The following is a 25527-nucleotide window of genomic DNA, read 5'->3' on the forward strand; positions in this document are numbered from 1 at the left end:
AGAAAAAGTAGTTAAATTACAAATTCCTGCAGGTAAAGCGAACCCAGCACCACCAGTTGGTCCAGCATTAGGTCAAGCAGGTGTGAACATCATGGTGATCCCGAATCCCGCACGATTGTTCGGCAACAGTTAACCCGGCGGCCAACCCGGCCGCGCGATCAGGTGTGAGTTACTGCGATGCGCCGGTCGAGGTCGATCTGCCCACTCCGACGGTCACCGCGATCAAACCACGTCCGCGGTCGCCGACTCCGTCCATGCCAGCAGCTTGTCCACCGGCCAGGTATTGATAACCCGCTCCGCCGCAACACCATTCGCGACGGCGCGCTCACAGCCGTAGCCCTGCCAATCCAATTGGCCCGGGGCATGCGCATCGGTGTCGATCGAGAAGTAACACCCCATCTCATCGGCCAGCCGCAGCAGCCGAGACGGCGGGTCGAGACGTTCGGGACGGCTGTTGATCTCCACGGCCGTGCCGTAACTCCGGCACGCCTCGAAGACCAGCTCGGCATCGAAAGTCGACTCCGGCCGAGTACCCCGCTCGCCGGTGATCAATCGGCCGGTGCAATGCCCGAGCACATCCACATTCGGATTCGCGACCGCGTACACCATCCGCTTGGTCATGGTCTCGCTCTCGGCGCGCAGATGCGAATGTACGCTCGCGACGACGATATCCAGCTCGGCGAGCAGATCTGCCTGCTGATCCAGGGTCCCGTCATCGAGGATGTCCACCTCGATCCCGGTGAGGATTCGAAACGGCGCCATCCGCTCGTTGAGCTCCGCGACCACATCCAGCTGCCGCCGTAGTCGGTCGGCGGAAAGTCCGTTCGCGACGGTCAGCCGCGGCGAATGATCGGTCAGTGCGCAGTATTCGTGACCGAGCGCGGCGGCGACACCCATCATCTCCGCGATCGGACTGCCGCCATCGGACCAATCGGAATGCGTATGCAGATCACCGCGCAACCGAGCCCGCAGCGGCTTACCGGGTGTGCCGATCGGCTGCGCGGCCTGGCGCAATTCGCTCAAATATGCTGGTACCGCACCGGAATACGCCTGTTCGATGACGGCGGCGGTCTTCGGTCCGATGCCCGCGAGCTCGCGCCAGCTGCGCGCCGCACGATGGGTCGCGAGCTCGTCCTCCGGCATCCCCGCCACGATATCGGCGGCTCGCCGGTAGGCCTTCACCCGATGTGATTGCGCCCGTCCACGTTCGAGCCAGAAACCGATCTCGCGCAGCGCCTCCACCGGACCCGGACCATTGCCCGAATCCGGTACGGCGACCGAATCATCTTGCACCACAGCGACTATCGAATCCTGCTGTACTTGATGAAGGCCACCCCGTCCTCGAATACCCGGCTGGTGATCACCCGGAACCTGGCCGCATCCGGCAGTCGCGACCCGGAACCGAACAGTGAACGGCCACGGCCGAGTACGACCGGATACAGCTTCAGGAAGATCTGATCGATCTCCGGCAGCAACACCTGCGCCAGTTCCCCGCCGCCGCACAGCCAGATCCCGAGTCCGTTTTCCCGCTTCAGCTCTTGCACTTTCGCCAGCGGATCGGCCGAGATCAGCTCGACCGAAGGATCCGGGCTCTCCGGCAACGTCGTCGATACTACGAACTGCCGCAGATGCGCATACGGGCTCGAGGTTCCGGTGCGAACACCGAAGTCGTGGGTCTTGCGACCCATCAGCACGGTGTCGAAGTAACGGTTGCGCTTATCGATGCCGAGGGCCTCTCGCACCTTCGTCGGCAGGGTCTCGGGGTACTGCGCGGTGATCGCCGGGCCGTGATCGCCACCGACCGGAAAGAAGTCGACCGACCCCTCCTCGGTGGCGATGAACCCATCGATTGTCGAGGCGACGTAGTAGGTGAGTTTGCGCATATGTCCTTCCTCCACGGCCGGTCTGGTTTCCGAACGCCTAGAAGAACGGTAGCTCGCTAATGCGACCGGCGGCGGGCCTTCGGCTGGCAGCGCGGGCAGGAGTAGGAAGAACGATTCATGAACTTCTCGCGCAGGATGGGCGCACCGCAGCGACGACAGGGTTCGTCTTCGCGGCCGTAGACCGCGAGCGCGCGTTCGAAGTAACCCGATTGGCCGTTGACATTGACATATAGCGCGTCGAAGGAGGTGCCACCGGCGGCAAGCGCCTCCCCCATCACGGCGCCGACCTCGGCGAGCAGGGTGCGCACGGCGGGTCTGATCAAGCCGGACGCCAGCCGACTGCCATGGATTTTCGCCCGCCACAGCGATTCGTCGGCGTAGATATTGCCGACCCCGGAGATCACCGTCTGATCGAGCAGAACACGCTTGATCTCGGTCTGTTTGGCGCGCAGCGCGGCCACCACGACTTCGGGGTCATAGCGCGGATCGAGCGGATCCCGCGCGATATGTGCGACGGGCTCGGGCACCGGGGTGCCGTCCACCTCGACCAACGGCGCGAGCGCCCACCCGCCGAAGGTGCGCTGGTCGACGAAGCGCAGCTGGCTGCCATCGTCGAGGGTCGCCAGGATATGTGCGTGCTTCTCCACGGGGGCATCGGCAGGTTGCACCAGCATCTGCCCGCTCATTCCGAGATGGACCACCAACGAGGTATCGGGTTCATCGAAGGTGAGCCACAAGTACTTGCCGCGACGTTCGGCAGCCGCGACCCGCAGACCCTTCATCCGAGCCGTCAGATCGTCGGCGCCTTCCAGATGGCGGCGCACCGACCTGGGGTGGGTCACCGTGACAGATTCGATGACCCGCCCGACGACATGTTCGGCGAGTCCGCGCCGAACGACCTCGACCTCGGGCAGTTCCGGCACGTCAGACTTCGTCGGTCAGCGACTGATAGGCGGCGCCCGCGGCCTTCTGCTCGGCTTCCTTCTTGGAGCGGCCGACGCCCTGACCGTACGGACGACCGCCGATCACGGTGGTCGCGGTGAATTCCTTGTCGTGGTCGGGACCTGTCGAGGTGATCTCGTAGCTGGGCACACCGAGACCGCGCTCGGCGGTGAGCTCCTGCAGACTTGTCTTCCAGTCGAGCCCCGCGCCCATTCTCGGGCCGCGCTCGAGCAGGTCGGCGAACAGCCGCAACACCACCTCACGCGCGACATCGATACCGTGCTCGAGATGCACCGCGCCGAGCAGTGACTCCATGCCATCGGCGAGAATGCTCGGCTTGTCCCGGCCGCCGGTGAGCTCTTCGCCCTTACCGAGCAGCAGGTGCACGCCGAGCCCGCCTTCACCGAGCCCGCGCGCCACCTCGGCGAGCGCGTGCATATTCACCACGCTCGCCCGCAGCTTGGCCAGTTCGCCCTCGGACTTGTCCGGGTGCTCGTGGTACAGCCGCTCGGTAATGCTCAGGCCGAGGACCGAGTCGCCGAGGAATTCCAGACGCTCGTTGGTCGGCAGCCCGCCGTTCTCGTATGCGTACGACCGGTGCGTCAGCGCCAGCCGCAGCAGATCGGCCGACACGTCGACGCCGAGCGCCGCGAGTAGGCTCGCATGTTCACCGGACGGGCCGGGTTCGTCCTTGCTGGCGGTCACGTCGATACGACAGGTCGAACGATCAGACAGCAGCGGTAACCTGGCGGCCCTTGTAGGTGCCGCAGGAGGGGCACGCGATATGCGGCAGGGTCTTCTCGCCGCAGGCGCGGTTCGGGCACGTGATCAGGGTCGGCGCGGTGGCCTTCCACTGGCTGCGCCGCGACCTGGTGTTGGAACGGGACATCCGGCGCTTGGGAACGGCCACGACTACTTCTCCTCTTGTCCTATTGCTCGCCAGTTAGGCAGCACGGTCTTACTGGTCTGGTCTAAACGTCTGGGTCGGCACCCGCATCGGGGCTGCCATTGCCGGGCGACTCGGTGGCGAACCTCGCCAACCCGGCCCAGCGAGGGTCAAGTATCTCATGCCGGTGGTCCGAACCCGCAATCGCCATCCGGACACCGCATTCCGGACACAGACCCGCGCAGTCCGGAGTACACAGCGGCTGCAGCGGCAGTTCCAGGCCGATCTGGTCCGTGATCACCGGTTCCAGGTCGATCTTGTCGTCCACTATGCGGTAGATCTCGTCGTCCTCGGTGGTCTGCTCGGTGGTGCTGTCCGGATAGGCGAACAGTTCCGTGAGGTGAATGTCCACCGTGCCGGTGAACGGTTCGAGGCAGCGCGAACACTCCCCCGCCGTCGGCGCGGTGGCCGTCCCGGTGACGAGCACACCCTCGGATACCGCCTGCAACCGCAGATCGAGATCCACCTCGGCGCCCGCCGGAATGGCGATCAGATCCAGCCCGATCCGCTCGTCGGTGGTGACCACACGATGCAGCTCTTTCATCGTGCCGGGGCGACGGCCCAGGCTGATGACATCCAGCACGAGACCCGCGTCCGGCGTGCGGCGCGAGGCCGTACGAGGACGCGATGCGGAACCGGAACCGGCGGACATCACGAACTCACTTCACATTCGAGGGGAAATGGGCAACCACTCAACAATACGCGAGAGCACGGTGTACGCCCAAACCGTCTGAAACATGCCGAATCGGCGCGGGATATCAGCGGCGATAGTCGGCCGCGTAATCCGGAGCGCCCGCACCGGAACGCAGTTGGTGACGCCCGCCGCGGACGATCCGCAGGGTGGCGTTGAGGTTCTCTTCGAAGTCGGCGAGCCTGCTGTCGACATAGTGGTCGCACTCGTCGCGCATCCGATCGACCTCTTCATGCGCCCCGTCGATGAGCCGGGCCGATTCGGCGTGCGCGGCACGCACCACCTCGGTCTGCGTGACCAGGCGATCGCGCTCGGCCTCACCCTCGGCGACCGAGCGGCCATAGGAGGCCTTGCCCGCCTCGATCATCCGCTCGGATTCCACGCGCGCCCGGCCGGTGACGGCCTCGAATTCGGCATTGCCGTCGGCAACGACGCGGTCGGCCTCGGCCTGGGCGGTGTTGACGAGATGATCGGCGTGCGCACTGGCCTCGGCCACCATCCGGTCGGCGTGCGCCTTGGCGTCGGCGAGGATCCGGTCGGCCTCCTCGCGGGCCGATCCGATGGTCTGCTCGGCCTGTTCGTTCGCGGTCGTCACCGTCGTCTCGGCGGCGGAACGGGCATCGGAGACGATCTTGTCGCGATGGTCGAGCACATCCTGGGCGTCGTCGAGTTCGCCGGGCAGCGCATCGCGCACATCGTCGAGCAGTTCGAGCACATCGCCGCGCGGGACGATGCAGCTGCGGGTCGGCGGGATGCCGCGCGCTTCCTCGACAATGGCGACCAGCTCGTCGAGTGCTTCGAATACGCGATACATGCTCTTACCCCACTCTCCTGCAGACCTACGGCGAAATTTCCGCCGAGGCCCAGTGTGCCCCTCGTCACGGCTCGTGCCGAGTCACCCATCGGTGTGTCGTGTGGGTGTCTCGTACGCCACAAAAACAAGTGGAGGATATATCTCCACTTGGTGTTACATTTATCCAGAAGGTCCGAACAAGATCTTCTTAAGTAGATTGCAGGCCCCGACCGGGACTGTGGGGATAGAGGAGGCCAACCGGGCGGATTCCTTCGCCCCGACGATTGACTAGTTCCGATTGTTCAGTACATACTGAACACGCAATACGTGAGGAACCTCTCGAGAGTCGGCGGAAGGATGCGATGACCATCGCGGTTATCCGTACCGAAGGCTCGTGTGGGATCGGAAAGACAATGACCGTACTGGAACTACCGCGGACGGCGGCACTGCCGACGAGTAGTTTGTACACGCCGTGGGCGGGGCCGTACCCGGTCCTGCGTATTGCGACGGCGTATCGGTTCGCCCAGCTCATGCAGTACCTGCGCGGCGACCGGGCGCTGGCCCAGTTGATCCGCTTCGCCCTGGTCGGCGGTTCCAGCAACGTTGCCTATGTGCTGTTGTTCTTCGCGATGCACGGCGTCGGTCCACTGGTCGCCAATATCGCCGGCTCGATCGTGAGCACCGTGATCGCCAATGAACTGCACCGTCAGCTCACCTTCCACGCGGCGGGCCGGGTCGGCTGGTTCACCGCACAGTGGGAGGGCGGCGGACTCGCGCTGGTCGGGCTCGGCATCACCACTGCTGCGCTGGCCGCGCTCGAGGTATGGACCCCCGGTATGGGCGACACGTTCCAGGCCACTGCCATCCTCGCCATTACCACCGCGGTCGGCGGCATGCGCTTCCTCGCCCTGCGCGGCCTGGTCTTCTGAGATGCTCCCCCGCCTCCCCGCGCCTTTTGCCGGTCGTAAGTGCCACGAAAATCACGTCGCGGACCGGCGGTTGGGAGTTGCATGTCGTTTGGGCGTACCCGGCGAGTTACCCATGTACGCACGAAATCAGTCGGCCAGTAGCAGCCCTAATACGATTCGCCTCGGTCCCGAGCTTGGGACCGAGGCGAATCGTATTAAGAGCTCCGCTCAGCCTTTCCGTTCCGCCAGGCGATCGAGTAGGCGCTTGTGGACGGCGGGCGGGAGCATATCGGTGACATCGCCGCCGTAGGCGGCTACCTCCTTGACCAGCGAGCTGGACAGGTAGCTGAAGGTCGGGTTGGTGGCGATGAAGAAGGTGTCGACGCCGGAGAGCTTCTTGTTCATCTGGGCCATCTGCAGTTCGTAGCCGAAATCGGTGGCATCGCGCAGACCCTTGACGATTGCGGTGAGGCCCTCCTGCTTGGCAAAGTCCACGAGCAGGCCCTGCCAGGACTCCACCCGCACATTGGGCAGGTGCGCGGTGGCCTCGCGCAGCATCTCCATGCGTTCCTCGACGCTGAACATGCCCTGCTTCTTGGGATTGACGCTGACGGTCACTACGACCTCGTCGAACTGCGCCGCAGCCCGGGCGAAGACGTCGATATGTCCATTGGTCACCGGGTCGAACGAGCCCGGGCACATCGCTCCTGCCATGGACAGACGGTATCAGGAGCTCCGATGGCCACCTCGGACGCCGCGATGACGGCGTTACTCCGGGGCGAATTCGGCTAGTTCGATGCGGGTTTCGCCATATTTACGCGCCTTCGCCGGGATATAGCCTGCGGGCCAGACGATCTCGGGTGAGCGGCTGGAGCGCTCCACGGCGACGAATGCGCCGGGCGCCAGCCAGCCGTGCTCGACCAAGGCGCGCAGGTCGGCGGTGACCGCGGCGGTGTCGACGTCGTAGGGCGGATCAGAGAAGACCACGTCGTAGGCCCCCGCACCGCCACCGGTCAGGACGCTGGCGACGGCCCCGATACGGAGTTCGGCGCCGGGCAGCCCGAGATCGGCGATATTGCCGCGCACAATCGCGGCGGCCTTGCGATCGGATTCGATGAGCAGGGCGCTGGTGGCGCCGCGTGAGAGCGCCTCCAGACCGAGCGCACCGGATCCGGCGTACAGGTCGAGCACCCGGACGCCATCGAAATCGATGCGGGCGTCGAGCGCGCTGAACAGCGCCTCGCGCACCCGATCCGAGGTAGGCCGGGTACCGGCGGGCGGGACGCGCAGTCGTCGCCCGCCCGCGGTGCCCGCGACGATCCGGGTCATTCCGCCGCGGACTCGCGCACGGTCAGTTCGACCAGCAGGTCACCACCCTCGACCTGCTGCACCTTGCCGATCGCGACCCGGCCGACGATGCCGGCGCGCGGTGCGGTGATCGCGGCCTCCATCTTCATCGCCTCAATGGTGCCGATGATGTCGCCGGCCGCGATCGAATCGCTTTCGGACACAGCCAAAGTGACCACACCGGCGAACGGCGCGGCGATATGGCCCGCATTGTTCTTATCCGCCTTCTCCGCGGCCGGGATATCGCTGGCGACGGAGCGGTCACGCACCGCGACCGGGCGCAGCTGGCCGTTCATGATGCACATGACCGTGCGCATGCCGCGCTCGTCGGGTTCGGAGATCGCCTCCAGGCCGATCAGCAGGGTGACCCCCTTCTCCAGCTGCACGCGGTGTTCCTCACCGCGGCGCAGACCGTAGAAGAACTGGTTGGCCGACAGGCCCATGGTGTCGCCGTACTTCTCCCGGTGGGCATTGAATTCGGCCGTCGGGCCGGGGAAGAGCAGCCGGTTGAGGGTGGCGCGGCGCTGTCCGGAGGTTCCGTTCAGTCCGGCTTCGTCCTCGGCGGTGAGCGGTGTCTCGGGCTTGGCCGGACCACGGCCGGCCAGTGCGCGACTGCGGAACGGTTCGGGCCAGCCGCCGGCCGGGGTGCCGAGTTCGCCACGCAGGAAACCGATTACCGAATCCGGAATGTCGTAGCGACCCGGATCGGCGGCGAAACTCTCGATGTCGACACCGGTGCCGACCAGTGCGAGTGCGAGGTCGCCGACCACCTTCGAGGACGGGGTGACCTTGACCAGGCGGCCCAGAAGCCGGTCCGCCGCGGCGTATTTCGCCTCGACCTCTTCGAAACGGTCACCGAGGCCCAGTGCGATGGCCTGCTGCCGCAGATTCGACAGCTGACCACCGGGGATTTCGTGGGTGTACACCCGGCCGGTCGGCGCGGGCAGCCCGGATTCGAAGGGCGCGTACACCTTTCGCAGCGCCTCCCAGTACGGCTCCAGATCGCAGACGTTCTGCAGGTTCAGGCCGGTGTCGAATTCACTGTGCGCCGCCGCCGCGACGATCGCGGAAAGTGCGGGCTGTGAGGTGGTTCCGGCCATCGCGGCGCTCGCACCGTCGACCGCGTCGGCGCCGGCATGCCAGGCGGCCAGATAGGTCGCGAGCTGACCGCCGGGGGTGTCGTGGGTGTGCACGTGGACCGGCAGATCGAAATTACTGCGCAGCGCGGTAACGAGTGTCGCCGCCGCGGGTGCCCGCAGCAGACCCGCCATATCCTTGATGGCGAGCACATGCGCGCCAGCATCGACAATCTGCTCGGCCAGCTTCAGGTAGTAATCGAGGGTGTAGAGCGTCTCGTCCGGGTTGCTCAGATCGCCGGTGTAGCTCATCGCGACTTCCGCAATGGCCGTGCCGGTTTCGCGCACCGCATCGATGGCCGGACGCATCTGGTCGACATTGTTGAGCGCATCGAAGATGCGGAAGATGTCGATGCCGGTTGCGGTCGCCTCCGAGACGAACGCACGCGTCACCTGCTCGGGGTAGGGCGTGTAGCCGACGGTATTGCGGCCGCGCAGCAACATCTGCAGACAGATGTTCGGAATCGCCTCACGCAACGCCGCCAGCCGCTCCCACGGATCCTCGTACAGGAAGCGCAGCGCCACATCGTAAGTCGCGCCACCCCACGCCTCGATGGAGAGCAGTTCCGGTGTCAGGCGTGCGACATGTCCGGCCACACCGAGCAGACCATTGGTACGTACCCGCGTGGCCAACAGCGACTGGTGTGCGTCGCGGAAGGTGGTATCAGTGACCCCGACGGCCTTCTGCGCACGCAGCGCCTGCGCGAAACCCTCGGGGCCGAGCCGAAGCAGCCGTTGCCGGGAACCGTCCGGCGGCGGCACGCTCAGATCGATGGCGGGCAGTTTGTCGTGTGGGTAGACGGTGGTCGGGCGCTCACCATGCGGCTTGTTCACGGTGATATCGGCCAGGTAGTTCAGGATCTTGGTGCCGCGGTCGGCCGAGCCGCGCAGGGTCAGCAGCTGCGGGCGCTCATCGATGAACGAAGTGGTAACCCGGCCCGCCTTGAAGTCCGGATCGTCGAGCACCGCGAGCAGGAACGGAATATTCGTGGTGACGCCGCGGATACGGAACTCCGCGAGCGCACGGCTGGCCCTGGCCACCGCCGCGGGCAGATCGCGACCGCGGCAGGTGAGCTTGACCAGCATCGAGTCGAAGTAGGCACCGATCTCCGCGCCCAGATTCGCACCGCCGTCGAGGCGGATGCCCGCACCGCCGGGGGTGCGGTAGGCGGTGATGCGGCCGGTATCGGGGCGGAAGCCATTGGCCGGATCCTCGGTGGTGATCCGGCACTGCAGGGCAGCACCGCGAATGGTGACCTTCTCCTGGCTCAGGCCGAGCTGTTCCAGGGTCTCCCCCGCCGCGATGCGCAGCTGGGACTGCACCAGGTCGACATCGGTGATCTCCTCGGTCACCGTGTGCTCGACCTGGATGCGCGGATTCATCTCGATGAAGACGTGGTTGCCGCGCTCGTCGAGCAGGAATTCGACGGTGCCGGCACAGCTGTAGCCGATCTGGCGGGCGAAGGCGACCGCGTCATTGCAGATGCGCTCGCGCAGTGCCGGATCGAGGTTGGGTGCCGGGGCGAGCTCGATCACCTTCTGGTGGCGACGCTGCACCGAACAGTCGCGCTCGAACAGGTGCATGACATTGCCGTGCTGGTCGGCCAGGATCTGCACCTCGATATGGCGCGGATTCACCACGGCCTGTTCCAGGAAGACCGTCGGATCGCCGAATGCCGATTCCGCCTCACGGGAGGCGGCCTCGATCGATTCGCGCAGCTGTGCCGGATCGGCAACCCGCCGCATACCGCGGCCGCCGCCGCCCGCGACGGCCTTGACGAAGATCGGGTACTCCAGCTCCTGAGCGGCCGCGAGCAGCTCGTCGACATCGGCCGACGGCGCGCTCGAACGCAGTACCGGCAGTCCGGCCGCCTTGGCCGCCTCGATCGCGCGGGCCTTGTTACCCGCGAGTTCGAGTACCGCGGCAGACGGACCGATGAAGGTAATACCCTCGCGCGCACAGGCCGCCGCGAGGTCCGGGTTCTCCGACAGGAAGCCGTAGCCGGGGTAGACGGCGTCGGCTCCGGCGGACTTGGCCGCCGCAATGATCGCCTCGATGGACAGATACGCCCGGACGGGGTGGCCCTGTTCGCCGATCTGGTAGGACTCGGCTGCCTTCAACCGGTGGACCGAATTGCGATCCTCGTACGGGAATACCGCGACGGTTCCGATGCCGAGTTCGTAGGCCGCGCGGAAGGCACGGATCGCGATCTCGCCACGGTTGGCAACCAAGACTTTCGAGAACATTGACCTAAGGTACCCGGCCCGGAATGCAGCCTTGACAGGGAAGTCCCTTCGCAGGAATCTTCACAACCATTCCTAGCAGACTTGCGAAGTTGTGTTCATCCAGTCGTCACATACTGTGTTGAATTTGCCGCGCCTGCAGCGCGGCGTGTTCGCGGCCCCGAAAGTCGGGATCGCGTAGTGATTCGGTGGGGGGTGGCGGTCGGGCGAAGGGTGGGCCTGCGCAGCGAACATCATGATCACAGGTATGCCGTCAAAACCCGGTTGCGCGCCCGCCTATGCTTGGTGTTGCAGCTGGTTCGCCGTGCGCAGACGAGATGGAGCCCCGACGTCGCGTCAACGGAGTCGAGTTCGCCCACCGGAATACCGGTGTGCGGATGAGAGGGAACCCGGTGAGAATCCGGGACTGTCCCGCAGCGGTATGCAGGAACGACCGCCGTCATCAGCACTGGGTAGGCCGTAGCGATTGCTTGCAGATCGCTCGAAACGGTCAGCCCGGGAAGCGACGGCCAGTAGGTGAGCCCCGTACGGGGTCGGCCAGAAGGCCCGTGCCCGCAAGTCCGAAGACCTGCCAGCCGTGTCGGATACGCCGTATCCGGCGGCCACCGCCTCGTGGATTGGGCGCGCGGACCACCAGTGCGACCTGTCGGGCTCCATGGTTGGTTTTTCCAGTCGTTGGATTTTCCGGCACGTCACTTGGTCTCCGTGAGCTCGTAGGGCGATGGTCTTCGATCTCAGCACTGGAGAAATTCGTGACTGTTTCGCATAACCCGTTCACCGCAACGGTTCTCGGTCTCCCGCGGGTGGGGCCGCACCGTGAGCTCAAGCGTGCCACCGAGTCGTACTGGGCCGGACACATCGACGCCGAGCAACTACACGCGATCGCACGCAACCTGCGGCGCAATCAGCTGACCGAATTGCATTCGGCCGGACTCGATGCCATTCCGGTCGGCACCTTCTCCTATTACGACCAGGTGCTCGATACCGCCGTGCTGCTCGGAGCGCTGCCGCCCCGGGTGGCCGGAATCGCCGATCCGCTGGATCGCTATTTCGCCGCGGCGCGCGGCACCGATACGGTCGAGCCCCTGGAAATGACCAAGTGGTTCGATACCAACTACCACTATCTGGTGCCGGAGATCGGCCCGGAGACCGCGTTCTCACTGCAACCGTCGAAGGTGCTGGATGAACTGCAGGAGGCGCTTGCCCTCGGGGTGCCCGCGCGGCCGGTAGTGGTCGGTCCGATCACCTTCCTGAAACTGGCGAAGGCGACGGGCGGTGCAGCGCTCGATCGCCTCGACGAGTTGGTACCGCTCTACCGTGAGCTGTTGCGGCTGCTGGCCGTGGCAGGCGCGGAGTGGGTGCAATTCGACGAGCCGGTGGTGGTCACCGATCTGACCGCCCACGAGATCGACCTGGTCCGGCGCACCTATGCCGAGCTATCGGCCGCGACGGATCGTCCGGCGCTGCTGGTGGCGACCTACTTCGGCAGTCCCGGCCCGGCGCTGGCCGCCCTGGCCGAGACCGAAATCGAAGGCATCGCAGTGGACTTCACCACTGCCGCCGATCTCTCCGCAGTGGCTGGGGTACCGGCGCTCGCGAACAAGCTGCTGGTCGCGGGTGTGGTCGACGGCCGAAATGTCTGGCGGGCCGATCTGGATCGGGCGCTGACGACACTCGGCGCGCTGCTGGGTTGTGCGAAATCCGTTGCGGTGTCGAGTTCCTGCTCGCTGCTGCACGTGCCCTACACGCTGGCGCCCGAAACCGGCCTCGACGAACGGTTGCGCTCGTGGCTGGCATTCGGTGCGGAGAAGGTCGCCGAGGTGCGCTTGCTCGCGACCGCACTGAGCGCGGGGCCCGATGCGATCACCGCCGAACTGGTCGCCGCCCGTTCGGCACTTGCTACCCGGCGTACCGATCCCAGGCTGGACAATCCGCAGGTCCGGGCGCGGTTGGCGGCGCTCGGTCCGGATGCCACCCGGCGGTCCCCCGCGCCGCAGCGACGGGTGCTGCAGGCCGAACGGCTGCGGCTGCCGTCATTGCCGACCACGACGATCGGTTCGTATCCGCAGACCTCGGCGATCCGGCTCGCACGGGCGGCACTGCGCAAGGGCGAGATCGATGCGGCCGAGTACGTGCGTCGGATGCGCTCGGAAATCGCCGATGTCATTGCGCTGCAGGAGAAATTGGGACTCGACGTGCTGGTGCACGGCGAGCCGGAACGCAATGACATGGTGCAGTACTTCGCCGAACAGCTCGACGGATTCGCCGCCACCGAAGCGGGCTGGGTGCAGTCCTACGGCACCCGCTGCGTGCGGCCGCCGATCCTGTTCGGCGATGTGGCCCGACCCGCGCCGATGACCGTCGACTGGATCGGCTACGCGCAATCGCTTACCGATAAGCCGGTCAAGGGCATGCTCACCGGCCCGGTGACGATTTTGGCCTGGTCGTTCGTGCGCGACGATCAGCCATTGGCGGATTCGGCACGCCAGGTGGCATTGGCAATAAGGGACGAGACGATCGATCTGCAGGGCGCGGGCATTCGGATCATCCAGGTCGACGAGCCCGCACTGCGGGAGCTGTTGCCGCTGCGCGCGGCCGACCAGGGCGCGTATCTGGAGTGGTCGGTCGGGGCGTTCCGGCTGGCGACCTCAGGGGTATCGGATGCCACCCAGATCCACACCCACCTGTGCTATTCGGAATTCGGTGAGGTCATCGATGCGATCGCCGGACTCGATGCCGATGTCACCTCGATCGAGGCGGCGCGTTCACATATGGAAGTACTCGACGACCTCAACGCACGCGGCTTCGATCTCGGCGTCGGACCCGGTGTGTACGACATTCACTCGCCCCGGGTGCCGAGTGTGGAGGAGATCACCGCTGCACTGCGCTCGGCATTGAAAGCCGTTCCCGCCGAACGACTCTGGGTCAATCCCGACTGCGGGCTGAAGACCCGCGGGCCGGTCGAGGTCGAGGCTTCCCTGCGCAATCTGGTCGCGGCCGCGGCCGCGGTGCGCTGATCATCTCGGCATGACCGAATAGCGCCCGCCCTCCCCGCGGACGGGGAGGGCGGGCGTATCGGCACCGGATGCGTGGTCGAGGGGACCACCCGCGCCATCAATGAAATACACTACGTATCAAGGTGATTCGGTCCCAGGAAACGGTCGCAACCGGCGGCGGGGCGGGTACCTGTCACAAACCTCACCGTTGCGCACAATCGGACGCATCCGCGACCGAGCACCCAATCCCCGTCGCCAACCCGCAGGACATCCCGAGCAACGATCCATACGTAACCCCTCCTCATACGTCGCCATCAGATATCACCCCCGATGCCCTATTCGACGCGCGCCCGACCGATTCGGTTCCCGAATCCCAAAGATCTTTCCGGGCGGACATCGGGCGGGAACCGCTACTCGGCGGCGTCGGTGCCGAAGGCTCGGTTTATGGCAGCCATATCGAAGTAGTCGCGCCAGGCGGTGATGGCACCGTCGGCGACTTCGAAGACACCCATTACCGGCAGCGGGGTATCTTTGCCGAGGCCGCGCAGGGTGTCGGTGCGTTCGTTCATCACGATATTGCCGCTGGCGACCTGGTGGTGGATATCGAAGTCGATGGATTCGAAGCTCGTGAGGAATCCGGCGATGAACTCGCGGATGGCGGCACGGCCGTGGATCGGCTCCATCGGAATGTTGTGGTAAACGGCGTCTTCGGCGAAGAAGGCGCTGATCCGGTCCGGGTCGGGATCGGCCCAGCTGCGGCACATGGCGGTGACGATATCGTCGGGACTCGACATTCGGTTCGCTCGCTTCCTTGCGCCCATGCGATGGGCACATCGGTCGATTCGATCTCACCGATTACACCAAACAGTCGCTTGGTCGAGGAGGGCTTCGCCGCGATCATCCGTCGAGTCAGTGCGCCGCCGCCCCCGAGACCAGCAGTTCGCGCTGCGGCACCCCGACGTATTCGGACAGCGGACGGATGAGGGCATTGGCGGCGGACTGCTCGATGATGTGGGCGGTCCACCCGGTAATGCGACTCATCACGAAGATGGGTGTGAACATCTCGATGTCGAAGCCCATCAGGTAGTAGGCGGGACCGGCTGGAAAGTCGAGATTGGGCTCGATGCCGGTGGCCTCGGCCATGGCCTGCTCCAATGCGGTATACATGCGCAGCCAGCGCTGACCGCCGGTCACCTCGGCAACTCGCGCAAGAGCATCGCGCATTGTCGGCACCCGCGAGTCGCCGTTCTTATAGACGCGATGCCCGAACCCCATCACCTTCTGTTTGCCGGACAGCTTCGCGCGCAACCACTCCGCAGCGCGTTCGGGCTCACCGATCTCCAGCATCATGTGCATGACGGCCTCATTGGCGCCACCGTGTAGCGGACCCTTGAGCGCGCCGATCGCCGCGGTGATCGCGCTGTACATATCCGAGCGAGTCGAGGTGACCACCCGCGCGGCGAATGTGGATGCGTTGAAACTGTGTTCCGCGTATAGGATCAGTGAAATCTCGAAGGCGCGCACGATGCGCGGATCCGGAACCTCTCCGAAGCACATATTCAGAAAGTTCTCCGCGAAGCCCAGTTGTGCGTGCGGCGCAACAGGATCCAGCCCATGGCGGCGGCGCATATCGGCCGCGATCACCGTGGGCAGCGCCGCGGTCAGTCGCAGCGACTTCGCCAAGAGCGCCCGATCATCCTGCGCGGCATCGAGATCCGGATCCTGGGCGCCCAGGTAGCTGACCACCGTCCGGACCACATCCATCGGATGACAGTTGTCCGGCAGCTTCTCGATCAGCGACAGGATCGACCGATCGACGCGTCGCTGTGCGCGTTCACGCTGGCACAGTAGTTGGAGTTGGGCGGCATCGGGCAGTTCGCCGTACCACAGCAGATACGCGACCTCCTCGAAACCGCAGTACCGCGCCAGATCCTGCACCGCATAGCCGCGGTAGGTCAGCGAATTGGTCTCGGGCACCACCTTGGAGATGCTGGTGGTATCGACCACCACCCCGGCCAAACCCTTCTTGATATCGGTCATGGTCACTCGCTCACGGTGAAATTGAAGATTCCGGAATCGAAGTCGTTGTACTGCTGGTAATCCAGCAATTCGTAGAGCCGCGCCCGGTGCTGCATCTGCGGCATCAATCCGGATTGCGTTCCGGTGTCGGCGATTTCACGCAGACCCCGCTCGACCGCATACATCGCCAAGCGCAATGTGGTTACCGGATAGATAACGGCGTTATAGCCGAGATCGGCCAGCGTGCCCGCGGACAGCAGCTCCGACTTGCCGAACTCGGTCATATTCGCGAGCAACGGAATATCCACCGCCGTACGAAACTTCGCGAATTCGGCGGCGTCGGTCAGCGCCTCGGTGAAGATCAGATCCGCACCGGCGTCGGCATATGCCCTGGCCCGGTCGATCGCCGCGTCCAGCCCTTCGGTCCCCCGCGCATCGGTGCGCGCGCAGACGACGAAATTCGGGTCACGCCGGGCCGCGACCGCGGCACGCAAGCGGCGAACCATCTCGGCAACCGGAACCACCGCCTTACCGTCGAGATGACCACAGCGCTTGGGATTCACCTGGTCCTCGATATGACAGCCCGCCAACCCGGCATCTTCCAGCAGGGTCACCGTGCGCGCCGCATTCATCGGCTCGCCGAATCCGGTATCGGCATCGATCAGCACCGGCAGATCGGTCACCCGCGCGATCTGCTGTCCGCGCGCGGTCACCTCGGTGAGCGTGGTCAGCCCGATATCCGGCAGCGCGAGTTCGGCCGAAACCACCGCTCCGGAGACATAGACGCCCTCGAAGCCGAGCTGCTGAATCAGCTTGGCCACCAGCGGATTGAATGCCCCGGGCCAGCGCTGGAGCCGCCTGGAAGCCAGCCCGGCCCGCAGCGCCGCACGCTTATCGGCCGCACTCGTGGCGGCGGCCAGCAGTCCGGTCACCGCGACCGCCGCCCTAGGCTGGACCGATGAGCGAAGCTTCGCACAGCGATTCGATGCCGGGTGGTGGGTCCGAAGATCACCGCCTGCGCTACCGACTGATCACCGGCGTCGACGACGCTACCTTCTGCGAGCGGATCAGCGACCTGCTCGATCAGGGTTACCGGCTGCACGGATCGCCCGCCGTCACATTCAACGGCACCGACGTGATCGCCGCACAGGCGCTGGTCTGGGGCGAGGAGTAGGACGAGCATCAGAAGATCCCCTCGCGTGCCATCGGCGCCCGCCCCAGGACCTCGGGCGATACGGTGAATGTCAGCTGATCCAGCGCACCGGCGGCCAATGCTGGCGTGCGCTGCACCGCGTCGAGGAAGCGTTGCTGCTCAGCGGGATCGATGACACCCTCGGCGAGCGTTCGGAACTTCGCGAGATACTGCTCGCGGGCGAAGGGCCGCGTGCCGAGCGGATGTGCATCGGCGACCGCGAGCTCGTCGATGATCGTTTCGCCGCTTTTCAGGGTCACGACAGCCCGCGCCCCGAAGGCCTTTTCATTCGGATCAATGGCGTGATAGCGGCGGGTCCACTCCGGATCCTCGACGGTAGAGATCTTGCGCCACAGCGCGACGGTATCGGCCCGGCGTGCGCGCTCGGGCGCATACGACCGCTCGTGATGCCAGCCGCCGTCTTGCAGCGCGACCGCGAAGATATAAGGAACGGAATGGTCGAGCGTCTCCCGACTGGCCTGCGGATCGAACTTCTGCGGATCACCGGATCCGGTGCCGATCACCACATGCGTGTGCTGGCTGGTATGCAAAACGATCGCGGCGATCTGATCGAGATCGCCGATGCGCGAACGCATTCGGCGCGCGAGATCGATGGGTGCCTGACTCTGGTATTCGGCCGAATGCTCCTTGGTGTAGCTGTCCAGGATCGCGCGCTTCGCTTCGCCCGGGCTCGGCAACGGCACCTGGTATTCCGCGTCCGGACCGCCGAGCAGCCAGGCGATGACGCCGTCCGCGCCCTCCCAGATCGGCGCGGGCGCACCCTCGCCGCGCATGGCGCGATCCACCGCCTCCACCGCCATCTTCCCGGCAAATGCGGGGGCATAGGCCTTCCAGCTGGAGATTTCACCCTTGCGGGATTGCCGGGTCGCGGTAGTGGTGTGCAGCGCCTGCCCGATCGCCTGATAGATCGTCTCGGTGTCGAGTCCGAGTAGCGTCCCGATGCCCGCGGCGGCGGACGGACCGAGGTGGGCGACGTGATCGATCTTGTGCTCGTGCAGGCAGATTCCGCGCGCCAGGTCGATCTGGATCTCGTAACCGGTGGCCAGGCCACGGATCAGCTCGGCGCCGCTGCGTCCGGTGTGCTGGGCGACGGCGAGAATCGGCGAGATGTTATCGCCCGGATGCGAGTACTCGGCGGCGAGGAAGGTGTCGTGAAAGTCGAGTTCGCGCACCGCGACTCCATTGGCCGACGCGGCCCACTCCGGCGATACCCGGTCGGGCGCGGACAGCCCGAAAACGGTGGCACCCGCCCGACCCGGCCGCGGCATGTACGGCTGCGCAAGAGCCTGTGCCCGCGCGCTGGCTACCGGTCCGCGGACCAGGGCGGCCGCGGCGACGGCCGCATTGTCGATGATCCGATTCACGATCATCTCGGTCACCTCGGCGCGCACCTCGACCGGATCGGCGGCAACCTCGGCAATCTTGGCGGCCAGATGTTCCGAGCGCGGAAAGTCCTCGGTGGCGCCGCGGGCGCGTACGATATGTGTCTTCATCCATCCTCCGGTTCCATGCGGCGGGCCAGCTGCCCCACTTCGCACGCTACGCAGGATTGATCGACGGCAAAATCCCTTGCAACAGCGGATTTCTGCGGGCGAGAATCACGTATTTTGCGATGTTTGCAAATTCCGAGGGCTACCATCTTGCGGTGCGCAAGATGTACGCGGGCGCCCGACTGAGGCGGTTGCGCGAAGAACGGCGGATGACCCAGGCGGCACTGGCGAAATCTCTCGATCTATCGCCCAGCTACCTCAACCAGCTCGAGCGCGACCAGCGACCGCTCACCATCCCGGTGTTGCTCAAACTCAACGCCACCTTCGACCTCGACGTGCAATTTTTCGCCGCCGACTCCGATGCCCGCTTGGTATCGGATCTGCACGAGGTGCTGGTGGACGCGGCGGGCGGCGATAGTGCGCCGCTGACCGAGGTGGAGGAGCTCGCGACGCGACTACCGGAGGTCGCCCGGATCGTCGTCGCGATGCATCGGCGACTGCGCGCCGCGACCGATCAACTCGATCTGCTCTCGGCCCGGGTGGCCGCGCCGACCGGTGCTCCCGGTGTGCCCATGCCGTACGAGGATGTCCGGGACTTCTTCTACGACCACCACAATCACATCGCCCAACTCGATCACGCGGCCGAACAGCTCTTCGAGGAGTGCGGCCTGAGCATCGGCTCGCTCGATCGGCAACTCGCCAGGGTGGCCGAGGAGCGCGCCGGAGTGACCGTGCTGGTGCGTGGTGATGGCGCGGATCCGTCCATCCCGAAACGGCATTACGATCCGGACAGCCGCACCCTGACCCTGGCGCGGCGGCTGCGTCCCGGGCAGCGCGCCTTCCAGATCGCCACTACGCTCGGATTTCTGTTGTACGGCAGGGACCTGGATGCTGTGCTGGCCGAAACACCGTCGCTCATCAGCGAATCCCGGACGCTGGCGCGGATCGGGTTGGCCAACTATTTCGCGGGTGCGCTGGTGCTGCCCTACGGGCGCTTCCTGCGGTCGGCCGAGGAGCTGCGCTACGACATCGATCTGCTCAGTCTGCGTTTCGAGGTCGGCTTCGAGACCATCTGCCACCGGTTGAGCACGCTGCAACGGCAGGGGCAGCGCGGTGTTCCGTTCTTCCTCGTCCGCACCGACCGCGCGGGCAATATCTCGAAACGCCAGTCCGCCACCGCATTCCACTTCTCCCGAGTCGGCGGCAGCTGCCCGCTGTGGGTGGTGCACGAGGCCTTCGCGAATCCCGGCCGCACCCTGACCCAGATCGCTGCGATGCCCGACGGCCGCCGCTATTTGTGGATCGCCCGCACCGCACTGACTGCGCCGCACGGATTCGGCACGGCCACAAAGGACTTCGCGATCGGCCTGGGTTGCGATATCGAATACGCCGACCGGCTGGCGTATTCCACCGGGCTGCATCTGGACAATCCGGCCGCCGCGGTGCCGATCGGTGCGGGCTGCAAGGTCTGCGAGCGCCCATCCTGCCCCCAGCGCGCATTCCCGCAGATCGGCAGTCCGCTCGCGATCACCGAACATATGAGTACTGATCTGCCCTATCCACGGATCGGACGTTGACCGACGAGCTCCGGATCAGGACTTGGCCAGATATTCGATGCGTTCGGAGTCGACGGCGGCGCGCATCATGCTCGCCAACCCAGGATGCTTGCGCAGACCGGGGTCGGCCTCGACGACCTCGCGCGCGAGTTCCTGTGCGGCGGTGATGACTTCGAGGTCATCGAGCAGGGAGAGCAGGCGCAGTGAGCGCGCGGTGCCGGATTGGGCGGCGCCGAGAACATCGCCTTCGCGGCGCTGGCGCAGATCGAGGACCGCGAGTTCGAAGCCGTCGGTGGTGGCGGCGACCGCGTCGAGGCGGGCCATGGCGGTGCCGGTGGGACCGGCGTCGGTGATGAGCAGGCACAGGCCGGGATGTTTGCCACGGCCGATCCGCCCACGCAGCTGATGCAGCTGGCTGACGCCGAAGCGGTCCGCGTCCACAATGACCATGACGGTCGCGTTCGGCACATCGACGCCGACCTCGACGACGGTGGTGCAGACCAGCACATCGATATCACCATCGTTGAATGCCCGCATCACCTGGTCTTTTTCATCGGTCGGCAGCCTGCCGTGCAGTAGCCCGACCCGGACGTTCGCCAATGGGCCGGTACGCAGCATGTCGAAGACCTCGACGGCTGCGGCGGTGGTCGGACCTTCCTGCTCGGGACCGTCCTTCGACCTGCCGGACTTCTTGCCGTTGCGGCTCTTGCCGTTCTCCTCGTCGTCGCCGATGCGCGAGCACACCACATAGGCCTGCCGACCGGCCGCGACCTCCTCCCGGATGCGCTCCCAGGCGCGGTCCACCCAATTCGGATGCTGTTTGCGCGGCACCACCTTCGAGACGATCGGTGAGCGGCCCCGGGGCAGCTGGGTGAGGGTCGACGTCTCCAGATCGCCGAGGGTGGTCATGGCGATGGTTCGGGGTATCGGGGTCGCGGTCATGACCAGCAAATGTGGGCTGGCACCGGCTTTCGCCTTGGCGCGCAACGCATCCCGCTGCTCGACGCCGAACCGGTGCTGTTCGTCGACGATCACCATGCCCAGATCGAAGAACTCCACCGCGTCCTGGATCAATGCGTGCGTACCGATGACGATGCCGGCCTCGCCGGTGACCGCGTCGAGCAGTGCGGCCTTCTTCGCCGACGCCGACATCGAACCGGTCACCAACACCACCTTGGTCGCCTGGTCGGCGGCGCCGAGTTCACCCGCGGTGCCGAGATCGCCGAGCATCGCGCGCAGCGACCGATAGTGCTGAGCGGCAAGGACTTCCGTCGGCGCGAGCAGTGCGCACTGCTGTCCGGCGTCGACCACCTGCAACATCGCGTGCAGTGCGACGATCGTCTTGCCCGAACCCACCTCACCCTGCAGCAGCCGGTGCATCGGATGGCTGTGCGCGAGATCGTCGGAGATCTCCGAGATCACCTGCCGCTGCCCCTCGGTCAGTTCGAAGGGCAGGCGGGTATCGAAAGCCGCCGCGATGCCGTCGGAGCGCGGTGGACACGGTCGGGCCGTCCGCCCCTCCGCGTCGTGTCGCCGCTCGGCGAGTACCAGCTGCAGGGCCAGCGCCTCGTCGAAACGCAAACGCTCCCTGGCCTGTTCGATATCGGATTTGTGCTCGGGCAGGTGGATCAGGCGCAGTGCGTCGGAGACCTTCACCAGGCCGCGATCCTCGCGCAGCGTGCTCGGCAGCGGATCGTCGATCGGATCGATCTGATCGAGCACCTGCCGGACACAGGCCAGCAGATCCCAGCTCTGCACCTTGGCGGTCGCTGGATACACCGGAATGAATTCCCGTTCGAAGAACGAGACATCCACTCCCTCTTTACCTTTCGCACTCTGCGCCAGTCCGCGCAGTGCACCGCCGCCGCGCACCGAGGTGAGGTTCTCGATCGAGGCCTCTTCCTTATCGGGCAGGATCAGATAATCGGGATGTGAGAGGTTCCAGCGGTCCGGCCGCCACCAGTGCACGGTGCCCGACATCATCGCCCGGACACCTTCACGGACAAGGTAACTCACCTTGTCGCCATTGAAGAAAGTGATATCGATCGGGGCGACCGAACCGGTATCGAGGGCCACCTTGAGCAGTCTGCCTCTGCGGTTCTTCATCGGCCGCAGTTCGGTTTTCGTCACCCGGCCGATGACGGTGATGTGCGCACCCTCTTCCGGCTGCTCCTGGGTGAGCGGCTGGCCCTGGGTGGCATAGCGCAATGGGTAGTGCCGCAACAGATCCTCGACGGTGTGCATGTCGAAGGCATCGGCCAGCGGCTCGGCGGCTTTCACGCCGAGCAGGTGGTCCAGCCGATCACTCAGTGTCGCCATATCCCTATTCCACCCCAATCTGCACCAGATCCGCGTGCTGCCCACCGGAGTACACGCTCACCTCGATGCCGGGGAAGCCGTCCGCGATATGCGCGGCGAGTTCGGCCGCGAGTTCGGCGGGGGCCGCCGCGCCCATGAGCAAGGTGACCAGCTCGCCACCGAAGGCGAGCATCCGGTCGAGCAGGGTCCGGCCCGCGGTCGGCACATCCCGATCGATCACCACCACATCGTGGCCGACCAGGCCGAGTCCGTCGCCCGCATCGCAGGTGCCGACCATGGTGAGGGCCCGCTCGGTGGCGGCGCGCAACGATCCCCACCGGGTAGCGGCCGCCGCCTCCGACATCGCGAAGGCATCGTCCACCGCGATCCGCCCACAATCGTGCACGGCCAGTGCCGCCAATCCCTGCACCATGGACCCGCTCGGCAACAGCAGCACGTCGCGGTGCGCGTCACGAGCCGCGACACCGACCGCGACCAGCTCGTGCGCGGGCAGGGCGCCATTCGGCAATACCAGCACCTCCCGATTCGGCAGCTGTCGGATCGCGCCGAGCAGCGCGGCGCTGGTGACCGTGCCGTCGCCGCCGAGCACCACCGCTCCCCCGGCTTCGAACAGCGCCGCGGCCCCATCGCCCGCCACCACAGCCAGCACTCCGCGGTCCGCGCGACCATCGTGATCGGTCCAGGCAGGCGCGAACGGTTGGGCGGTGATGGCGAAACTTTCGATGCGGATGGCGCTCAGGGTGCCGGTGGCGATGCCCGCTTCGACCGCGGCTCCGGCATCGGCGCAATGTACGTGCGCGGACCAGGAGCCCGCGCCGTCACCGACCACCACAACGGAGTCGCCGAGTTCGGCGAGTCGATCGCGGAGGCGGGCTATGCGTCGGTTGTCGGTATCGGAGAGGAGGTACATCACCTCGAAGTGCGGTTCGGCGCTGTTCCGAGGTTCGGCACCGTTCCGGAATTCGAGGCCGCCCTGGCATTCGACGCTGCCCTGGGACTCGGCACCGCCGCGCGACGGCGAGCCGTCATGTACCGCGACGACGTCCATATCGCGACGTTCGACATGCGCCTGCGAGGCTGCGAACTCGCCGCGCACATACTGCGGCCGATCAGGTGTCTGCCCGAGCGTGACCGCGACCAGACTGTCGAGCAGCACCACGAGCCCACGGGCACCCGCATCGACCACCCCGGCCTCGCGCAACACCCCGAGCTGGGCAGGTGTGTCACCGAGCGCCTTGGCGGCACCGTCGGCCGCCGCCACCGCGACCTCGGCCAGCACAGGGTCCGGACAGGCCGCGGCACAGTCGGAGGCCCGATCCAGCACGGTCAGGATGGTCCCCTCGACCGGCACACTCAATGATTCGCGCACCAATGCCGAGGCCGTGGCCAGCGCCGCACGCAGGGTATCGGCGGTCAGCAGGCCATGACGCACCGCTTCGGCGATCCCCCGCAGCACCTGCGAAAGGATGATTCCCGAATTGCCGCGCGCACCGAGGGTCGCACCGCGCGCCATCGCGGCGGCCACCTCATATGTGGACGAGACAGCGGCTGCGGACAGGGCGGCGGCCATCGCGGCCTCGGCGGCCTGCATCGCCGCCCGCATGGTTGCCAGCATGTTCGTGCCGGTATCGGCGTCGGCGATAGGAAAGACATTGAGCGCGTTGATCTCCTCGCGCCGTTGTTCGAGACCCTCGAGGCAGACCCGGCCCCAGCGCAGCAACGCCGGGCCGTTGAGAGCATTCGACCCGACAGCGGATGGAAGTTCTGCGTCACCGCGGCCATCGCTCGTCATGTCCCGCACTCCGGGCACCGTCACCTCTCTCCGCGATCGTCCACACCGCTAGCGACTGCTGGCAGGTCGCTCGAACGGGCCTGCCACCGTTCGCCAGGTTAGCTGGCGAGACCGACAGTCGATCGGCGACACCGATCCACTACGATCGGTGGTGTCCACGGGCCGTTGCTCCACGACCCGGTTTGGCGGATCCGGACCCCGCCAGCTACCCTTGCAGGGTTGCCTAGCGCGGCCGAGGCCGGTCTGCGCTGGCCGACGTCAGTCGGCAGGGCATTAAGACATCGTTTCCGGACATGCTGCCGATGTGCAGCAGTCCCCACATGACATGAAGGAGTTCGCGACTATGGCTGCCGTCTGCGACGTCTGCGCCAAGGGCCCCGGCTTCGGGAAGTCGGTCTCGCACTCGCACCGGCGTACCAACCGTCGTTGGAACCCGAACATCCAGACCGTGCGTGCCCAGGTCGCCCCGGGCAACACCCGCCGCATGAACGTGTGCACCTCCTGCCTGAAGGCCGGAAAGGTCGTTCGCGGCTGATCTGCCTCGAGGCCGATCCAACCGAGACCGACCTACGCCCCGACACCATCCGGTGCTCGGGGCGTAGTCTTTTCCGCCCTTTGCCGGTCGTCAGGTGCGACCGACGATCCGTCGCGGTCCGACAGTTGGTGCATGTCAGCTTTTGGACGTACCCGACGAGTTACCCATGTGCTTGCGAAACCAGTTGCTGGGCAGTCAAGCTTTCCGAGATGACCGATCTGAGCCCACCGTGGCGGATCACCGCACTCGCCGCCGAACACGTCCACAGCCTGGCCCAATGCCATATCACGTGCTGGCGTGAGGCCTACCGCGGCCTGGTCCCGGACCACATACTCGACGCCTTCGACGTGGACCGCCGAGCGGAGCAATGGGAACGCCTCCGGGTCCGCCACCCGAACAGCACCCACGTCGCCCTGGTCGACGATCAGGTCATCGGCTTCGCCAGCGTCGGCGCCTCCCGCGACGAATCCCCGGTGACCCCAACCGAACTCAACGCCCTCTACATCCGCGCCGCCTGGTACGGCACCGGCGTGGCCCACGCCCTGATCCTCGCCGCCCTCCCCTCCGACATCCCCTGCTCCCTCTGGGTCTTCGAGAAAAACCCACGCGCCCAGGCCTTCTACCGCAAACACGGCTTCGAACTGGACGGCACCACCCGAATAGAAGCCTTCACCCCCACCACCGAAGTCCGCATGGTGCGTGGAGTCGACGGCTAGC

General features: G+C 66.0%; 22 protein-coding genes, 1 pseudogene and 1 riboswitch. Of the genes and pseudogenes, 7 read left to right on the forward strand and 16 right to left on the reverse strand.

Annotated elements, in window-relative coordinates; all coding sequences use genetic code 11:
• Window positions 1-94, forward strand: a pseudogene (locus tag ABZW16_RS20430) (50S ribosomal protein L11); the annotation flags it as partial.
• A 128-nt stretch (window positions 95-222) separates the two neighbouring features.
• Here ABZW16_RS20430 and ABZW16_RS20435 read toward each other — a convergent pair.
• The 7 genes from ABZW16_RS20435 to ABZW16_RS20465 all read right to left on the reverse strand — a co-directional run bounded on the left by ABZW16_RS20435 (window position 223) and on the right by ABZW16_RS20465 (window position 5276).
• Window positions 223-1293, reverse strand: a complete 1071-nt coding sequence (locus ABZW16_RS20435; protein ID WP_354957510.1) for a PHP domain-containing protein — start codon at window positions 1291-1293, stop codon at window positions 223-225.
• Window positions 1294-1301: 8 nt separating this feature from the next.
• On the reverse strand, window positions 1302-1883 hold the full coding sequence (locus ABZW16_RS20440; protein ID WP_354957511.1) for a dihydrofolate reductase family protein: 582 nt from the start codon (window positions 1881-1883) through the stop codon (window positions 1302-1304).
• Window positions 1884-1939: 56 nt separating this feature from the next.
• Entirely contained in the window at window positions 1940-2806 is an 867-nt protein-coding gene (mutM, locus tag ABZW16_RS20445) for a bifunctional DNA-formamidopyrimidine glycosylase/DNA-(apurinic or apyrimidinic site) lyase (protein ID WP_354957512.1), read from the reverse strand.
• 1 nt (window position 2807) lies between these two features.
• A complete protein-coding gene (rnc, locus tag ABZW16_RS20450) occupies window positions 2808-3530 on the reverse strand; it encodes a ribonuclease III (protein WP_354957513.1) in 723 nt (240 codons plus the stop codon).
• Between the two features lie 22 nt (window positions 3531-3552).
• Window positions 3553-3735, reverse strand: coding sequence for a 50S ribosomal protein L32 (gene rpmF / locus ABZW16_RS20455; RefSeq protein WP_014987105.1), 183 nt, complete (start codon window positions 3733-3735; stop codon window positions 3553-3555).
• A gap of 61 nt (window positions 3736-3796) precedes the next feature.
• Window positions 3797-4423 carry a DUF177 domain-containing protein gene (locus tag ABZW16_RS20460; protein WP_354957514.1) on the reverse strand — a complete coding sequence of 209 codons (627 nt, stop codon included), beginning with the start codon at window positions 4421-4423 and terminating at the stop codon, window positions 3797-3799.
• A gap of 106 nt (window positions 4424-4529) precedes the next feature.
• Window positions 4530-5276 (reverse strand): DivIVA domain-containing protein, encoded by a 747-nt coding sequence (locus tag ABZW16_RS20465; protein ID WP_354957515.1) that lies wholly within the window; start codon window positions 5274-5276, stop codon window positions 4530-4532.
• 341 nt (window positions 5277-5617) lie between these two features.
• On the opposite strand from ABZW16_RS20465, the gene ABZW16_RS20470 reads away from it, so the two are divergent.
• Window positions 5618-6184 (forward strand): GtrA family protein, encoded by a 567-nt coding sequence (locus ABZW16_RS20470; RefSeq protein ID WP_354957516.1) that lies wholly within the window; start codon window positions 5618-5620, stop codon window positions 6182-6184.
• A gap of 207 nt (window positions 6185-6391) precedes the next feature.
• Here the strand turns inward: ABZW16_RS20470 and coaD are convergent, their stop codons facing one another.
• From coaD to ABZW16_RS20485, 3 genes are read right to left on the reverse strand one after another with little or no spacing between them, the layout of a single operon-like run.
• Entirely contained in the window at window positions 6392-6877 is a 486-nt protein-coding gene (gene coaD / locus ABZW16_RS20475; protein WP_354957517.1) for a pantetheine-phosphate adenylyltransferase, read from the reverse strand.
• A 54-nt stretch (window positions 6878-6931) separates the two neighbouring features.
• Window positions 6932-7492: a 16S rRNA (guanine(966)-N(2))-methyltransferase RsmD gene (rsmD, locus tag ABZW16_RS20480; RefSeq protein WP_354957518.1), complete on the reverse strand. Its 561-nt coding sequence runs from the start codon at window positions 7490-7492 to the stop codon at window positions 6932-6934.
• Complete coding sequence (locus ABZW16_RS20485; RefSeq protein WP_354957519.1) at window positions 7489-10893, reverse strand: pyruvate carboxylase; 3405 nt, start codon at window positions 10891-10893, stop codon at window positions 7489-7491. Before ABZW16_RS20485 ends, rsmD begins: the two co-directional genes overlap by 4 nt.
• A 331-nt stretch (window positions 10894-11224) precedes the next feature.
• Window positions 11225-11481, forward strand: a riboswitch (cobalamin riboswitch).
• A 161-nt stretch (window positions 11482-11642) separates the two neighbouring features.
• Here ABZW16_RS20485 and metE point away from each other — a divergent pair.
• Window positions 11643-13907: a 5-methyltetrahydropteroyltriglutamate--homocysteine S-methyltransferase gene (gene metE, locus ABZW16_RS20490; RefSeq protein WP_354957520.1), complete on the forward strand. Its 2265-nt coding sequence runs from the start codon at window positions 11643-11645 to the stop codon at window positions 13905-13907.
• Window positions 13908-14296: 389 nt separating this feature from the next.
• On the opposite strand, the gene ABZW16_RS20495 is transcribed toward metE, so the two are convergent.
• The 3 genes from ABZW16_RS20495 to prpB all read right to left on the reverse strand — a co-directional run bounded on the left by ABZW16_RS20495 (window position 14297) and on the right by prpB (window position 16837).
• A complete protein-coding gene (locus ABZW16_RS20495; protein ID WP_354957522.1) occupies window positions 14297-14680 on the reverse strand; it encodes a limonene-1,2-epoxide hydrolase family protein in 384 nt (127 codons plus the stop codon).
• Between the two features lie 115 nt (window positions 14681-14795).
• Window positions 14796-15926: a bifunctional 2-methylcitrate synthase/citrate synthase gene (locus tag ABZW16_RS20500; RefSeq protein ID WP_354957556.1), complete on the reverse strand. Its 1131-nt coding sequence runs from the start codon at window positions 15924-15926 to the stop codon at window positions 14796-14798.
• Between the two features lie 2 nt (window positions 15927-15928).
• Window positions 15929-16837, reverse strand: coding sequence for a methylisocitrate lyase (gene prpB, locus ABZW16_RS20505; protein WP_354957523.1), 909 nt, complete (start codon window positions 16835-16837; stop codon window positions 15929-15931).
• A 26-nt stretch (window positions 16838-16863) separates the two neighbouring features.
• Here prpB and ABZW16_RS20510 point away from each other — a divergent pair, with 26 nt between their 5' ends.
• The gene (locus ABZW16_RS20510; RefSeq protein ID WP_354957524.1) at window positions 16864-17079 is read left to right on the forward strand and encodes a DUF1737 domain-containing protein; all 216 of its coding nucleotides are present in this window, start codon (window positions 16864-16866) and stop codon (window positions 17077-17079) included.
• A gap of 8 nt (window positions 17080-17087) precedes the next feature.
• Here the strand turns inward: ABZW16_RS20510 and ABZW16_RS20515 are convergent, their stop codons facing one another.
• The gene (locus ABZW16_RS20515; RefSeq protein WP_354957525.1) at window positions 17088-18611 is read right to left on the reverse strand and encodes an MmgE/PrpD family protein; all 1524 of its coding nucleotides are present in this window, start codon (window positions 18609-18611) and stop codon (window positions 17088-17090) included.
• A gap of 152 nt (window positions 18612-18763) precedes the next feature.
• Between ABZW16_RS20515 and ABZW16_RS20520 the strand changes: the two genes are divergently transcribed.
• Window positions 18764-20185 (forward strand): short-chain fatty acyl-CoA regulator family protein, encoded by a 1422-nt coding sequence (locus ABZW16_RS20520; RefSeq protein ID WP_354957526.1) that lies wholly within the window; start codon window positions 18764-18766, stop codon window positions 20183-20185.
• Between the two features lie 15 nt (window positions 20186-20200).
• Here the strand turns inward: ABZW16_RS20520 and recG are convergent, their stop codons facing one another.
• Window positions 20201-22483, reverse strand: coding sequence for an ATP-dependent DNA helicase RecG (gene recG, locus ABZW16_RS20525; RefSeq protein WP_354957527.1), 2283 nt, complete (start codon window positions 22481-22483; stop codon window positions 20201-20203).
• Between the two features lie 4 nt (window positions 22484-22487).
• Window positions 22488-24275, reverse strand: coding sequence for a DAK2 domain-containing protein (locus ABZW16_RS20530; protein WP_354957528.1), 1788 nt, complete (start codon window positions 24273-24275; stop codon window positions 22488-22490).
• 343 nt (window positions 24276-24618) lie between these two features.
• On the opposite strand from ABZW16_RS20530, the gene rpmB reads away from it, so the two are divergent.
• Both rpmB and ABZW16_RS20540 read left to right on the forward strand, forming a co-directional pair.
• On the forward strand, window positions 24619-24810 hold the full coding sequence (rpmB, locus tag ABZW16_RS20535) for a 50S ribosomal protein L28 (protein ID WP_011210730.1): 192 nt from the start codon (window positions 24619-24621) through the stop codon (window positions 24808-24810).
• Between the two features lie 209 nt (window positions 24811-25019).
• A complete protein-coding gene (locus ABZW16_RS20540) occupies window positions 25020-25526 on the forward strand; it encodes a GNAT family N-acetyltransferase (RefSeq protein ID WP_354957529.1) in 507 nt (168 codons plus the stop codon).
• Window position 25527: the final 1 nt, after the last annotated feature.

Origin of the sequence: Nocardia sp. NPDC004604, assembly GCF_040609795.1 — a bacterium.
In the GTDB taxonomy this organism is placed as follows: Bacteria; Actinomycetota; Actinomycetes; order Mycobacteriales; family Mycobacteriaceae; genus Nocardia.